Genomic DNA, 13,663 nt, shown 5'->3' with positions numbered 1-13,663 from the left:
AATGACTTTTTTGTCATATAAAAGCTCAAACAAAAAAAGCTTCGTCTCTATAGGCGAAGCTTTTTTTAATATAAGGTAAATTTGAATTAATAATTATTTTGAGGCCTAAGCCAACCCTTAAATTCAATTTTGGTGTAATAATTTACGTTTTAACGACATCAAAGATAAAACAAACTATAACGTAATAGTCTTAAAATTATACTAATTTTTTTTGAGGTATATTTGATTTTTAAAGTACTCAGTTTTAATAAAGTGACAATTTGACATTTTAGAAATTTTGGCAGTACTTTTGCAATCCAACAGAAAGAAATAAAAATGAAGTTTAAGAATATTTTTAAAAATAAAAGTAATATGACTACGGAAAATACAGAATTCGATCAGGAATTAGATGATGTAACGTTAGAGAACAATGCCAACGGAGAGCAGTTAATTGTTGAAGAATTAAGTGTTGAGGAGCAATTAGCTAAAGACTTGGCTCACGAAAAAGATAAGTTTTTGAGATTATTTGCTGAATTTGAAAATTACAAAAAAAGAACTTCAAAAGAACGTCTTGAATTGTTTAAAACAGCAAACCAAGAAGTTTTGTTGGCTATGCTTCCTGTTTTAGATGATTTTGACAGAGCGGCAGTAGAGATCAACAAGTCAGATGATGAAAATTTGAAAAAAGGTGTTGAGTTGATTCACGATAAACTTAAAAACACTTTAGTTTCTAAAGGTTTAGAGCAAGTTGAAATTCAAGCAGGTGATGCTTTCAACGCTGATATTGCTGAAGCAATTACCCAAATTCCAGCTCCGTCTGACAAATTAAAAGGGAAAATTGTTGATGTTATTGAAAAAGGATACAAATTAGGAGACAAAATTATTCGTTTCCCTAAAGTTGTAGTAGGAAACTAAAAAAAATGCAATAAGAATTTCAAGTGCATTTTTTTGGATTTTGGAATTTTTAAGATTTGGAACCTAATCTAATTATGAAAAAAGATTTTTACGAAATATTAGGCATTTCAAAAAATGCTGATGTCGCCGAAATTAAAAAAGCGTACAGAAAAAGTGCTTTAAAATACCATCCTGATAAAAATCCAGGCGACAAAGAGGCAGAAGAAAACTTCAAATTGGCGGCAGAAGCTTACGAAGTTTTAAGTGATCCACAGAAAAAAGCGAAATACGATCAATATGGGCATCAAGCATTTGATGGTTCTGGTGGATTTGGCGGTCACGGTGGTATGAATATGGATGACATTTTCAGCCAGTTTGGTGATATTTTTGGTGGCGGATTTGGCGGTTTCGGAGGCGGAGGCGGAGGCCCTCGTCGTGCAAAAGGAAGCAATCTTCGAATTAAAGTAAAATTGACTTTAGAAGAAATTGCAAATGGAGTTGAGAAAAAAGTAAAAGTAAAACGTAAAGTTCAGGCAAAAGGTGTAACGTATAAAACTTGTACAACTTGTAACGGTCAAGGTCAAGTAATGCGTGTAACCAATACCATTTTAGGAAGAATGCAATCTGCATCTACATGTCCTACTTGTGGTGGTTCTGGACAAATTTTAGATAAAAAACCTTCTGAAGCAGATGCTCAAGGAATGGTTCAAGAAGATGAAACAGTATCAATCAAAATTCCTGCGGGAGTTGTTGACGGGATGCAGTTGAAAGTTTCTAATAAAGGTAACGATGCACCAGGAAACAGTATTCCAGGAGATTTAATTGTTGCAATTGAAGAAGTTGAGCACGAATTCTTGAAACGTGAGGGTGAAAACGTTCACTTCGATTTGTACATTAGTTTCCCTGAAGCAGTTTTGGGAGCTTCAAAAGATATTGAAGCAATCAACGGAAAAGTGCGTATCAAATTGGAAGAAGGAATTCAATCTGGAAAAATCTTGAGATTAAAAGGAAAAGGAATTCCAAGTTTGAATGGTTACGGAAGTGGTGATTTATTGGTTCACGTAAATGTTTGGACTCCAAAAACATTAAATAAAGAGCAAAAACAATTTTTTGAAAATGCTTTAAACGATGAGCATTTCGCTCCAAGTCCAGAGAAGTCAGAGAAATCATTTTTTGAGAAAGTAAAAGATATGTTTTCATAAATCGGAACTTTTTCGGAATATTTAAATATAAAACCCATTCTAACATAAAATTAGAATGGGTTTTTTGCTGAATATTACGCAGATTCGCTACGAATTATTTACTTTTACAGTCGCTGAACCAGAATGGTAATAGTGACGCAGAAAATCTTTAAAACAGCATGAGCAACTTACTAGAAGTACATAAAGTCGTAAAACAATACGGTGATTATGTAGCGCTTAACGAGGTTTCATTAAATGTGCCAAAAGGTACTATTTATGGACTTTTAGGTCCGAATGGAGCAGGAAAAACTTCCCTTATCAGAATCATAAATCAAATTACATTGCCCGATAGTGGCGAAATAATTTTGGACGGAGAAAGATTGCAACCAAAACATGTGCAAACTATTGGCTATCTTCCAGAAGAAAGAGGCTTGTACAGCTCGATGAAAGTAGGCGAGCAATGTTTGTATTTGGCACAAATGAAAGGTCTTTCTAAAGCTGAAGCCAAAAAACAATTGGATTATTGGTTTGATCGTTTGGGAATTCAAGGTTGGTGGAACAAGAAAATCCAAGAACTTTCTAAAGGTATGGCGCAAAAAATTCAGTTTGTTGTTTGTGTTTTGCATAAACCAAAACTGCTTATTTTAGATGAGCCTTTTTCTGGTTTTGATCCTGTAAATGCGAATGTTATTAAAGATGAGATTCTGGCATTAAAAGAGCAAGGTTCAACCATTATTTTTTCGACACACCGAATGGAAAGCGTAGAAGAACTTTGCGAGAATATAGCTTTAATTCACAAATCAAATAAGTTGATAGAAGGAAAAGTTGTAGATGTAAAACGTCAATTTAGAACCAATAGTTTTGAAGTTGGAATTTTGACAAGCAATGTTGAAGGTTTGATGTATGACATTACACAGAAATTTACGGTTTCGCCGGCAAGCTTTAAATCGTTAAATGATGATTTGAAATTAAATATTCAAATTGGAAATGCCTCGCCAAACGAATTATTGAATATTCTGACACAACGCGGACAAGTAACTCACTTTGTTGAAAAAATTCCAAGCATAAACGATATTTTTATTCAAACAGTTACTGAAAATAAAGTTTAGATTTCAGATTTTATAATAAACATCTAAAATCTAAAATCAACAATCTAAAATCTAAAATTATTTATGAGTATCATCTCGTTGATTATAAAAAGAGAATTTATTGCCAAAGTCCGCAATAAATCTTTTGTTGTTATGACTTTTTTGAGCCCGCTTTTGTTTGTGGCGATAGCCATTTTTATTGGTTATTTAAGCTCCATGAAAGCCGAAACAAAAAGAATTGCTATTCATGACGAAACAGGACTTTTTGCTTCTGATTTTTTGAAAAAAATAAAAAAGGAGCGGAGTTTAAATATCTTAATTTGTCTGAAATTGATGTTAATGCTTTAAAAGACAGTATTACAAAAGAAAATTTCAGCGGATTGATTGTCATTCCGAAAACAAATAATACAAGAGATTTAGAAAGTAAAATCGAGTTTATTTCAAACAATAGTCCGAGTATTTCTTTTGTTGAAAAAACACAAGATATTATTGCTTCAAAAATCACAAAACTGAATTTGGAAGAAGCAAAATTAGATACTTTGTCGATTCAAAAAGCACAATCAAAAGTAAATATTCATTTAATAAAAGCTTCTGGAGAGGAAAGTCTGAAAGGATTAAATGAAATTAAAATTGCAATTGGAGGAGCATTTGGTTACTTAATTATGATGTTCATTATCATTTACGGAAACATGGTAATGCGAAGCGTAATCGAAGAAAAAACAAACCGAATTATTGAAATCATTATTTCATCGGTAAAACCATTTCAATTGATGATTGGAAAAATTGTCGGAACTTCATTGGCAGGAATTCTGCAATTTATGATTTGGGCGATAATCGGTTTAGGATTAATGTTTGTCGCTTCGGCGTTTTTTGGTGTAAACGTTGGCCCAACATCAAGAATTTCACCAGAAATGATGCAAACGGCGCAACATCAATTGTCAGGATCAGCACAGATGTATATTACTGAATTATGGAATTTGCCGATTGCAAGCATTATAATTGGTTTCGTAATTTATTTTATAGGAGGATATTTCTTGTACAGCTCATTTTACGCAAGCAATTGGAGCGGCGGTTGACAATCAAACCGATTCGCGACAGTTTTTATTGCCAATCTTAATGCCACTGATTTTGAGTGTCTATATCGGGTTTTTTACAGTAGTAAACGATCCACACGGAACAATTGCTGTTGCATTTTCGATGATTCCGTTAACGTCGCCAATTGTAATGTTAATGCGTATTCCGTTTGGGGTGCCGTGGTGGCAAATTGCAATTTCGGTATCATTATTGTTTGCTTCATTTTTCCTTGTGGTTTGGTTCGTCGCAAAAATTTACCGAGTAGGTATTTTAATGTACGGCAAAAAACCGACTTGGAAGGAATTGTATAAGTGGCTGAAGTACTAGTTGTTTAAAGTTGCAAAGTTACAGAGGGACAAAGGTTCAAAGGTTTTTTATTTGAATTTTTTATAACTTAGAAAAGCGACTTTAAGATTGTGGATGAAGCATAAAAGAGATATTACTAATAACAGGTTAATAGGTAGCATAGCGATAAAGATTTTAAACTTTGTCACTCTGTAACTTTGCAACTTTGAACCTTAGAAAAGAATGAGTAAAATACTAATTGTAGAAGACGAAGCGGCAATCAGAAGAGTTTTGGTAAAAATATTATCAGAAGAAAATGATTCGTATCAAGTTGATGAAGCTGAAGATGGTGTTGCGGGACTTGAAAAAATAAAAAACAACGATTACGATTTGGTTTTGTGCGATATCAAAATGCCAAAAATGGACGGTGTTGAGGTTTTGGAAGAAGTAAAAAAGATAAAACCAGAAATCCCGATGGTGATGATTTCAGGCCACGGCGATATGGAAACGGCAATTCAAACAATGCGTTTAGGAGCTTTTGATTATATCTCAAAACCACCAGATTTGAACCGCTTATTGAATACAGTTCGTAATGCTTTGGACAAAAAACAATTAGTTGTTGAGAATAAAATCTTAAAGAAAAAAGTCAGCAAAAACTACGAAATGATAGGCGACAGCGAGTCAATTAACCATATCAAAGTGATGATTGACAAAGTGGCGCAAACTGAAGCGAGAGTTTTGATTACGGGGCCAAATGGAACTGGAAAAGAATTGGTAGCGCATCAATTGCATGAAAAAAGCGAGCGCTCTAATTTTCCTTTAATCGAAGTGAACTGCGCCGCAATTCCGAGTGAATTGATTGAAAGTGAATTGTTCGGTCACGTGAAAGGTGCCTTTACATCGGCGGTTAAAGATCGTGCTGGAAAGTTTGAAGCCGCAGATAAAGGAACTATTTTCTTGGATGAAATTGGCGATATGAGTCTTTCGGCACAAGCCAAAGTTTTGCGAGCGCTTCAAGAAAGTATGATTACGAGAGTTGGAGCAGATAAAGATATCAAGGTAGATGTTCGAGTTGTTGCCGCAACTAATAAAGACTTAAAAAAGAAATCGCAGAAGGTCGTTTCAGAGAAGATTTATACCATCGTTTGGCTGTAATTTTAATTAAAGTACCTCCTTTGAATGAAAGACGTGACGATATTCCGGCTTTGATTGCGCATTTTTCAGAAAAAATTGCTTCGGAACAAGGAAATGCCGTGAAAGGATTTTCGGCGCAAGCCATAAAATTACTGCAAGAGTATGATTGGACAGGAAATATTCGTGAACTGCGAAATGTAGTAGAAAGATTAATCATTTTAGGAGGAAATGAAATCTCTGAAAGTGATGTGAAAATGTTTGCGAGCAAATAATGATTTAGTTTTCAATCTGAAATCTAAAATCATAAATCTAAAATTTAGATATGAAACTAAAAAAAATAAACGAGAAATTACAAGATGCCTTAATTGAGAATGGTTTGACAGAAGCAAATGTTTTGCAGATGGAAACTTTTTCGACTATAAAAAGTGGCGCGGACTGTGTAATTGTTTCGCCAAAAGGAAGCGGGAAAACCACGACAATTGTTTTGAATGTAATTCAGCAATTGGCTGGAAAAAATGAAGAATCACCTAGAGCCTTGATCATTGTTGAAGACAAAGAAAAGGTTTTGGCAATGGAAGCGCTTTTTGATAAGTATAACAAATATACTAATCTTGAAGTGTATGGAGTTCACGACAAAGGCGATATGGATTACGATAAAAACTACGTTTCTACCGGAATCGACGTTTTGATTGGAACACCAACCAAATTAAATGACATGTTCAGTACGGCAGGTTACAATGTGAATCGTCTTAAAATGTTTATTGTAGATGATGCAGATCCGATTTTAAAATTGCGCCATGATCCAAAAATTACTCGTATTTCTAATAGTATTGCCAAAGTGCAACGCATTATTTTTGCTGAAACTTTGACAGAACGCATCGAAATTTTGGCAGACAAAATTATGATTGAACCGTATTTGTTTGATATGGATGAAGAAGGTGAGGAGGAATTGGATGAAGAGGAAGACGACGTAGAAGAAGAATAAAATCCTGCAGTATATTTTATGGAAATGATAAAAACGTTAAAATTTTTTACAATTGTGCTGATGGCATTTTTTGTAATTATTTATATCGTTATTGTTTCGTATGTATATTTCAATCAGGTTGGTATGATTTTTCAGAGTTCGTCACTTCCTAAGGAATATCAATTTGATTATCAGAGTCCGTTTGAGGAGTTAAATATTAAATCTTTTGATGGAGTAAATTTAAACGGACTTTTATTTAAGGCCGAAAAATCTAAAGGCCTTGTTTTTTATCTTCACGGAAATGCCGGTACGCTACAAACCTGGGGCAGTATAGCGAAAAATTATACCAATTTAGGATACGATATTTTTATTTTAGATTACCGAAGTTTTGGAAAAAGCGAAGGCGAAATCGAAAACGAAGAACAACTAAATAAAGATATTACAACAGCTTACAAAAAATTAAACCAAAGATATCCTGGAAATAAAATTATTATTGCGGGCTATTCCATTGGTTCTGGATTAGCGACAATTTTGGCTTCAGAAAATAAACCTAAAGCGTTGATTCTTCAATCGCCTTATTTTAGTTTTACTGAATTATCAGGAACCAAAGTTCGGTTTTTTCCTGATTTTATGAAGAAATTCCATTTTGAAACCTATCAATATCTTCCAAAAGTTAAAGCTCCGATTTATATTTTTCATGGATCAGACGATCAGTTGATTCCGGTTGAAAATTCGGTCAAATTAAATGAAATTTTAGGTTCTAGAGGGTATTTATATGTTTTGAAAGATCAGGGACATATTGGAATGAACGAAAATGAAAATTTCCAAGAGGAATTAAAAACAATTTTGAAATAAAGAATAAAAATAGAAATGCCATGGGATTAATGAAAGTGTTTTCAGGAAGTGAAGTATTAGCAATAGCTTTGCAGGAAAGATTAGAAGAAGCGGGAGTAGAAACAGTAAAAAAAGATAATATTCAATCGGCTAGATTGGGAGGTTTTGGCGGAACAGATTTAGCTGTTGAGGTTTTTATTCAGGAAACCGATTTTGCAAAAGCAAATCCAGTGATTGAAAACTTTAGAATGAGCCTTTAATAAGTCGCAGTTTGCAGTCGCAGTTTTCAGTATTCAAACTGTAAACTGCGACTGTGACTGAAAACTAAAAAAATATGCAATACAAAATGTTAGTGCTCGACATGGATGACACCTTGTTGACAGACGATCATAGAATTTCAGATTTAAACAAAAAAGTTTTATTAGAAGCTCAGGCAAAAGGAGTTTATGTGGTTTTGGCTTCTGGCCGACCAACTACAGCAATGACTGCTTATGCTAAAGAATTAGAGCTAGATATAAACGATTCTTATATGATTTCGTTTAATGGAGCTATTATCAGCCGTGTTAAAGATGATCTTGTTTTGTTTGAGCAAAAGTTAACTGTAAAGCAAATTCATGATTTATACGATTACAGTGTAAAAATGAATACGCATATCATTACTTATGTAGATGACGAAATTATAAGCGAAACTGATTCTGAATTCATCGAAATCGAAAAAGAGATTACAGGAATGCCTCATCTTATGGTTTCTAGTTTTAAAGACTATGTCGACAAGCCTGCTGTAAAATGTATTCTTTTAAAAGAACCGTCTGAATTAAAGGAATTAGAAGAAGATCTAAAAGCCAAAATGCCAGATTTAAGTATTTCAATGTCGAAACCTTTCTTTCTTGAAGCGACCGCGACAAGGAATTGACAAAGCGGCAAGCTTGAAATTTCTTGCAGATAAATTAGGGATTCTTCAAGAGGAAATAATCGCTGTTGGAAACGCAGGAAACGATTTGACAATGATTGAATATGCAGGTCTTGGTGTTTGGGTTGATAATGTTACGCCCGAATTGCGTGATCGAGCAGATTTAATTGTAGCGTCAAATAATGATGATGGAGTGGCCGAAGTAGTGCAGAAATATATCTTAAATTAAATTTTGATGAAAAATCCAATTGAAACAGAACGTTTGCTATTAAGAGAATTTCTTCTTTCTGATGCTGATGGAATGTTTGAATTGGATTCAAATCCAAAGGTGCATCTTTTCTTGGGTAATAATCCAGTAAAAAAGCCCGAAGAGAGTATCGAATATATTCATTTTGTTCAAAAACAATATAAAGATTTTGGAACAGGACGCTGGGCAGTGATTCTTAAGGAAACTAATGAGTTTTTGGGTTGGTCTGGGATTAAGTTCATTACAGATGAAATTAACGGACATAAAAACTTTTATGAAATTGGCTATCGTTTTATAGAAAAGCATTGGGGAAAAGGATATGCCACAGAAGCCGGAAAAGCTTTTGTAAATTATGCTTTTAATGAAATGAAGGTAGATGCGCTTTATGCGTACGCAGATGCAGGGAATGAAAACTCAAGAAAAATTCTCGAAAAACTAGGCTTGCAATATGTAAACTCTTTTGAGTATGAAGGAGAAACTGAAGTCTGGTACGAAATAAAAAATCCAAACTTATAATTGAGAAATGCGCTCCAAATCTTTGTAAGCTAATAAAAACCTGCAAAGATTTGGAAAACGTAATTTCTTAATTGCTTATTTTTTAGCTACAGAAACAAAATATTTGTTTCCATCACCCATTGTTAATTTTACACGCTCGTCGCAAAGATCGATTGCAAAAGCGGCACTTTCGTAGCTAGTTGCAAGTTGTGTTTTTGTCTTTAGACATTTCAGTTTTGCAATTGTTGTTTTTGAAAGTTGCTAATTGCGGTGTGTACAAGCTTACTAAATCTGTAGAAGCTGTAACCAAAGAAATAATACTTGCAGAATTATTATTCGTAATTCTGTAAACAATTCTGTCTGTATAGTTTACGTCATTTACAGTTACTTTACGAATATAAGTGTAGGCAGTAGATTCTGCACCTGGTTCTTTAACCTCAAATTTAAAACCAACGGCACGAATTGCAACATCAAATTGTTGTTGAGAGTTTAAACTTGCCCAAGTCGTTAAAGTGCTAATAGATGGAAATGGATTTGCGGCTGGGGCATTAGTTTGCGCTTGCGAACTAAAAACGGTTAAGAACATCAAGCAGATTGTGGGTAAAAATGCTTTCATAAAGTGTGGTATTTGTAATTTTATTTTTGCCTACTCTCTTTGGTTTTCGGCTTTCCCATTTCATTTTGTTACACAAAACAACAACATAACGATTGAAAATCAAAATTGTTATGTCCGATTTATTATTAAATTAATTAATACTTGCGATAATTTTAAAATCGGAATAAATTCTACAAGAGAATTTAGTTCTAGTAAATGTAAGATTTTTTCAGTTTAAATCGTTAAAAAATGTATTTAATCGATGAAATTTGCACTTAATCGATGTTTTTGTCATTTAATTCTTATTGAATTGTATAACGTAAAGTTCGAAAAAAATATTGTTTTTCAAAATTTTTGCAATCATTAAGTGCATTTTATTTTTATTAAAACTCTAATTTACGCAAATTGTTGAAACGAAGTCAATTATTGATTTTCTTTTACAAATATTGTTTGTAAATTTGCGACCTTAAATTTTTTGACAACGATTTCATTAATTTAAGAAAATTATGGAAAATAGAAAGAAAGTTGCCTTTTATACGCTGGGTTGTAAACTGAATTTTTCAGAGACTTCTACAATTGCCAGAAATTTCAATGACGAAGGTTTTGACCGCGTCGATTTTGAAGAAATAGCAGATATTTATGTGATCAATACTTGCTCTGTTACAGAAAACGCTGATAAGCAGTTTAAGCAAGTAGTCAAAAAAGCAATGAAGCTGAATGATAAAGCATTTGTTGCCGCTGTTGGCTGTTATGCACAATTGAAGCCAGAAGAATTAGCCGCAGTTGATGGTGTTGATTTGGTTTTAGGTGCTACTGAAAAGTTTAAAATTACCGATTATATTCACGATTTAAGCAAAAATGATATGGGTGAAGTTCACTCATGCGAAATTGCTGAAGCTGATTTCTATGTGGGAAGTTATTCGATTGGAGATCGTACACGCGCTTTCTTGAAAGTTCAAGATGGCTGTGATTATAAATGTACGTATTGCACCATTCCGTTGGCGCGTGGAATTTCTAGAAGTGATGCTTTAGAAAATGTTCTAAAAAATGCTAAAGAAATTTCGGCACAGAATATTCGCGAAATTGTTTTGACTGGAGTAAATATCGGAGATTATGGAAAAGGGGAGTTTGGAAACAAAAAACACGAACATACGTTTCTGGATTTAGTTCAGGCTTTAGATCAAGTCGAAGGAATTGAGCGTTTGAGAATTTCGTCAATTGAACCGAATTTGCTGAAAAACGAAACTATTGAGTTTGTTTCTAAAAGCCGCACTTTTGTACCGCATTTTCATATTCCGCCGCAATCAGGAAGTAATGATATTTTGAAATTAATGAAACGCCGTTATTTGCGCGAAGTTTATATCGATCGCGTAAATAAAATTCGCGAAGTAATGCCGCACGCTTGTATTGGTGTTGACGTAATTGTTGGTTTTCCTGGTGAAACAGACGAACATTTTTTAGAAACCTATCATTTCTTGAATGAATTGGAGATTTCTTATCTGCATGTATTTACCTACTCAGAAAGAGATAATACAGAAGTCGCTGAAATGGAAGGTGTTGTTCCGGCAAATGTTCGTGCAAAACGAAGCAAAATGTTGCGCGGATTATCAGTGAAAAAACGTCGTGCTTTTTATGAAAGTCAATTAGGAACCAAAAGAACAGTTCTTTTTGAAGGTGAAAACAAAGAAGGTTATATTCATGGTTTTACTGAAAACTACGTAAAAGTGAAAACGCCTTGGAATCCAGAATTGGTGAATACTTTGCAAGAAATTAATTTGACTAAAATTGATGAAGACGGAAGTGTTCGAATGGAGTTTGTAAATAAATTAGCAGAAGCTTAACGAGCGTTTTTAGGAACTTTGTCAAAGTTTGACAAAGTTTTACACGTACTTTATAAAAATGAGAAAGCCCTTTTCAAAAAGGGCTTTCTCATTTTTATAATTATTTCTGATCTTCCGGAATCACCAGTTTCAAAGAATTAATATAATCGGTATCAAATTCAATGACTCTGATTTTTTCGGGAATAAAATTTAATTCTCCGCCAAATTGACCTCTTGTGTCCAGAAAATCAATCAAAAGTTCCTCATCAGTAAGTGAAAGCAATTTGCCCAAATAGGCAGATTTAGCTGACTTTTTTGCAATTTGAAAAATTCCGTATTTATTGCTTATATAATTTAAAATCGAATCTAAATCTCTAATCGGAATTATATCTTCAGAATTGATTTTTAAGCCTTTTAACCGAATTACTTTTTCTGTAAAAGCCAAATCATGATCTCTGTTGACCGCCAAGATGTTTTTGTTTCTTAAAATCACAAATCCATCCAAAATAAAATCAACAGGATTATTTCGAAGCAAAATCCAATCATCAGAATAATCAATAAGAAATCCAGTAAAAATTTGCTTTTTATCTACAAATTCTATTTCGACTAATTGTCTTAAATATTGTTCCATTTAACGCTTTTTTTGCGATTTGAACTTTGTCAAAGTTTCAAACTTTGACAAAGTTTACGAGATTAGTTTTATGGGTTGGTTGACCAAATACTGCTGTTTTTCACAAAAACTCTTCGGTTCAATTTTAATTGCGAAATAATCAATTCGGCCATATCTTCCGACTGCATTACCTTTTCAGGATTTCCGTCAGTTAAGTTTAAATCCTTTGCCATATCAGTTGCAACTGTACTTGGCGTCAGAGCAGTTACACGAATGTTGTGTTTTCTCATTTCCTGCATCAAAGAATCGGTTAAGCCCAAAACAGCAAATTTTGAGGCGCTATACGCACTTGTCAAAGCATTTCCGTTCAAACCCGCAGTCGATGAAATATTAATAATGTCACCAGTTTGTCTTTCAATCATATTCGGTATTATGGCGCGCGTTGTGTAGTACGTTCCCATTAAATTTACCTGAATAATTCTTTCCCAAGCTTCTGGTTCCAATTCTAAAAATTTTCCAAAAGAAGCAATTCCAGCACTGTTGATCAAAATATCTATATGTTTGAATTCGGCTAGAGCTTTTTCTGCAACTGCATTGATAGAATTGATGTCTGAAACATCAGCGGTAATAGCCAAAGCTTTTACGCCCAAATTTGAAGCCTCATCAGCTAATTGTTCTACATCTTTTTGTGTTCTTGAAACTAAAATCAGGTTTGCGCCTTCTTTTGCTAAAGCAATTGCAACGGCTTTTCCTATTCCTTTTCCTGCTCCTGTAATAAAGGCAGTTTTATTTTTTAAATCGGTCATGATTGTATTTTTAGAAATGCAAAAAGCATCATTATAAGTCTTACAAAAATAAGCTTTTGCAAACTAAAATCATGCTTTAAGATGTTTTCTTAATCTAAGTTTAACAAGTTTTTGTTATTCTTTCAGAACCATATCGATGCACATTACAGCTCCTAAGATTAATTGTCTTAACGGACTTTCAGCGACAACAGTGTTTTCAATTTGAAGAACATAATTGTCCGCACTTGTAAAAAACTCTTTGCCAATTCCTGCCCATTTTTTACTTACTTGTGCCAATTGGTTGTTTTCGTGTGAAAATTTAAAATCCCAGCCTGTCCATTTTCCTTGAAGTGTTGCAACTGGTTTTTCATTTTTATCCAAAATTTCAAATCTTCCTCCAATTGAAAAGAATTTTTGTTTGAATGTGCCAACCAAACGATCTTTTTCGTCCAAAACTTCAACAGTCGATCTGAATATTGCAATTCCTCTTCTTACAGTAATTAACTTTTCGCCAGACGCAGTTGAGATTTCAATATTAAATGGTGTTGCTCTTTTAAAGTCTGTGAAACGTAGCATTTTAGTGAAAAAACTTAAATTTTTTTCACGGCAGTTCATAATTATTTGATTGCTTTCAGGATTATAAATATCGTAATTGTTTGAGGCTTTGAACATTCCGATATGTTCTTTTACTAAAAATAGATTTTGGCTTAAAATTGAGTTCATATGCGTGTAAAATTGATTTTTAAAACGAAGCGCAAATGTAGTAAA

14 protein-coding genes and 2 pseudogenes are annotated in these 13,663 nt (G+C 33.6%); 12 read left to right on the top strand and 4 right to left on the bottom strand.

Going from position 1 to position 13,663, the window contains the following annotated elements:
* Positions 1–315: 315 nt before the first annotated feature.
* From ACQ9BO_RS23760 to ACQ9BO_RS23710, 11 genes and pseudogenes are all read left to right on the top strand, one after another.
* Positions 316–894, top strand: coding sequence for a nucleotide exchange factor GrpE (locus ACQ9BO_RS23760; RefSeq protein ID WP_026727957.1), 579 nt, complete (start codon positions 316–318; stop codon positions 892–894).
* A 74-nt stretch (positions 895–968) separates the two neighbouring features.
* The gene (gene dnaJ, locus ACQ9BO_RS23755) at positions 969–2,075 is read left to right on the top strand and encodes a molecular chaperone DnaJ (RefSeq protein WP_431242748.1); all 1,107 of its coding nucleotides are present in this window, start codon (positions 969–971) and stop codon (positions 2,073–2,075) included.
* A gap of 158 nt (positions 2,076–2,233) precedes the next feature.
* Positions 2,234–3,163 (top strand): ABC transporter ATP-binding protein, encoded by a 930-nt coding sequence (locus ACQ9BO_RS23750; protein ID WP_431242747.1) that lies wholly within the window; start codon positions 2,234–2,236, stop codon positions 3,161–3,163.
* A 63-nt stretch (positions 3,164–3,226) separates the two neighbouring features.
* Positions 3,227–4,543: pseudogene (locus ACQ9BO_RS23745) on the top strand (ABC transporter permease).
* Between the two features lie 201 nt (positions 4,544–4,744).
* A pseudogene (locus ACQ9BO_RS23740) lies at positions 4,745–5,907 on the top strand (sigma-54-dependent transcriptional regulator).
* Positions 5,908–5,957: 50 nt separating this feature from the next.
* The gene (locus ACQ9BO_RS23735; protein ID WP_431242746.1) at positions 5,958–6,620 is read left to right on the top strand and encodes a DEAD/DEAH box helicase; all 663 of its coding nucleotides are present in this window, start codon (positions 5,958–5,960) and stop codon (positions 6,618–6,620) included.
* 60 nt (positions 6,621–6,680) lie between these two features.
* The gene (locus tag ACQ9BO_RS23730; protein ID WP_431242745.1) at positions 6,681–7,454 is read left to right on the top strand and encodes an alpha/beta hydrolase; all 774 of its coding nucleotides are present in this window, start codon (positions 6,681–6,683) and stop codon (positions 7,452–7,454) included.
* 20 nt (positions 7,455–7,474) lie between these two features.
* The gene (locus tag ACQ9BO_RS23725; protein ID WP_431242744.1) at positions 7,475–7,693 is read left to right on the top strand and encodes a putative signal transducing protein; all 219 of its coding nucleotides are present in this window, start codon (positions 7,475–7,477) and stop codon (positions 7,691–7,693) included.
* A gap of 74 nt (positions 7,694–7,767) precedes the next feature.
* On the top strand, positions 7,768–8,346 hold the full coding sequence (locus ACQ9BO_RS23720) for an HAD hydrolase family protein (protein ID WP_431242743.1): 579 nt from the start codon (positions 7,768–7,770) through the stop codon (positions 8,344–8,346).
* Positions 8,321–8,572: an HAD family hydrolase gene (locus ACQ9BO_RS23715; RefSeq protein ID WP_431242742.1), complete on the top strand. Its 252-nt coding sequence runs from the start codon at positions 8,321–8,323 to the stop codon at positions 8,570–8,572. Before ACQ9BO_RS23720 ends, ACQ9BO_RS23715 begins: the two co-directional genes overlap by 26 nt.
* Positions 8,573–8,578: 6 nt before the next feature.
* Positions 8,579–9,106 (top strand): GNAT family N-acetyltransferase, encoded by a 528-nt coding sequence (locus ACQ9BO_RS23710; RefSeq protein ID WP_431242741.1) that lies wholly within the window; start codon positions 8,579–8,581, stop codon positions 9,104–9,106.
* Between the two features lie 175 nt (positions 9,107–9,281).
* Here the strand turns inward: ACQ9BO_RS23710 and ACQ9BO_RS23705 are convergent, their stop codons facing one another.
* Positions 9,282–9,701, bottom strand: coding sequence for a hypothetical protein (locus ACQ9BO_RS23705; protein WP_431242740.1), 420 nt, complete (start codon positions 9,699–9,701; stop codon positions 9,282–9,284).
* Positions 9,702–10,186: 485 nt separating this feature from the next.
* On the opposite strand from ACQ9BO_RS23705, the gene mtaB reads away from it, so the two are divergent.
* Positions 10,187–11,521: a tRNA (N(6)-L-threonylcarbamoyladenosine(37)-C(2))-methylthiotransferase MtaB gene (gene mtaB / locus ACQ9BO_RS23700; RefSeq protein ID WP_431242739.1), complete on the top strand. Its 1,335-nt coding sequence runs from the start codon at positions 10,187–10,189 to the stop codon at positions 11,519–11,521.
* 100 nt (positions 11,522–11,621) lie between these two features.
* Here the strand turns inward: mtaB and ACQ9BO_RS23695 are convergent, their stop codons facing one another.
* The 3 genes from ACQ9BO_RS23695 to ACQ9BO_RS23685 all read right to left on the bottom strand — a co-directional run bounded on the left by ACQ9BO_RS23695 (position 11,622) and on the right by ACQ9BO_RS23685 (position 13,618).
* On the bottom strand, positions 11,622–12,131 hold the full coding sequence (locus ACQ9BO_RS23695; protein ID WP_431242738.1) for a hypothetical protein: 510 nt from the start codon (positions 12,129–12,131) through the stop codon (positions 11,622–11,624).
* Positions 12,132–12,199: 68 nt separating this feature from the next.
* Positions 12,200–12,916, bottom strand: a complete 717-nt coding sequence (locus ACQ9BO_RS23690) for a 3-ketoacyl-ACP reductase (protein WP_431242737.1) — start codon at positions 12,914–12,916, stop codon at positions 12,200–12,202.
* Between the two features lie 114 nt (positions 12,917–13,030).
* Positions 13,031–13,618, bottom strand: coding sequence for a phospholipid scramblase-related protein (locus ACQ9BO_RS23685; protein WP_431242736.1), 588 nt, complete (start codon positions 13,616–13,618; stop codon positions 13,031–13,033).
* Between the last annotated feature and the right edge of the window lie 45 nt (positions 13,619–13,663).

Origin of the sequence: Flavobacterium sp. P21, from assembly GCF_050632225.1 — a bacterium.
Taxonomy (GTDB): Bacteria; Bacteroidota; Bacteroidia; order Flavobacteriales; family Flavobacteriaceae; genus Flavobacterium.
Note: the sequence above shows the minus strand (reverse complement) of the source record. Positions and strands in the feature narration are given on the sequence as shown.

Coding starts and splice junctions, on each gene's coding strand:
- mtaB (WP_431242739.1), top strand. CDS start 10,187: ATGGAAAATAGAAAGAAAGTTGCCTTTTATACGCTGGGTTGTAAACTG.
- ACQ9BO_RS23730 (WP_431242745.1), top strand. CDS start 6,681: ATGGCATTTTTTGTAATTATTTATATCGTTATTGTTTCGTATGTATAT.
- ACQ9BO_RS23725 (WP_431242744.1), top strand. CDS start 7,475: ATGGGATTAATGAAAGTGTTTTCAGGAAGTGAAGTATTAGCAATAGCT.
- ACQ9BO_RS23735 (WP_431242746.1), top strand. CDS start 5,958: ATGAAACTAAAAAAAATAAACGAGAAATTACAAGATGCCTTAATTGAG.
- ACQ9BO_RS23705 (WP_431242740.1), bottom strand. CDS start 9,701: ATGAAAGCATTTTTACCCACAATCTGCTTGATGTTCTTAACCGTTTTT.
- ACQ9BO_RS23710 (WP_431242741.1), top strand. CDS start 8,579: ATGAAAAATCCAATTGAAACAGAACGTTTGCTATTAAGAGAATTTCTT.
- ACQ9BO_RS23760 (WP_026727957.1), top strand. CDS start 316: ATGAAGTTTAAGAATATTTTTAAAAATAAAAGTAATATGACTACGGAA.
- ACQ9BO_RS23695 (WP_431242738.1), bottom strand. CDS start 12,131: ATGGAACAATATTTAAGACAATTAGTCGAAATAGAATTTGTAGATAAA.
- ACQ9BO_RS23685 (WP_431242736.1), bottom strand. CDS start 13,618: ATGAACTCAATTTTAAGCCAAAATCTATTTTTAGTAAAAGAACATATC.
- ACQ9BO_RS23690 (WP_431242737.1), bottom strand. CDS start 12,916: ATGACCGATTTAAAAAATAAAACTGCCTTTATTACAGGAGCAGGAAAA.
- ACQ9BO_RS23750 (WP_431242747.1), top strand. CDS start 2,234: ATGAGCAACTTACTAGAAGTACATAAAGTCGTAAAACAATACGGTGAT.
- dnaJ (WP_431242748.1), top strand. CDS start 969: ATGAAAAAAGATTTTTACGAAATATTAGGCATTTCAAAAAATGCTGAT.
- ACQ9BO_RS23720 (WP_431242743.1), top strand. CDS start 7,768: ATGCAATACAAAATGTTAGTGCTCGACATGGATGACACCTTGTTGACA.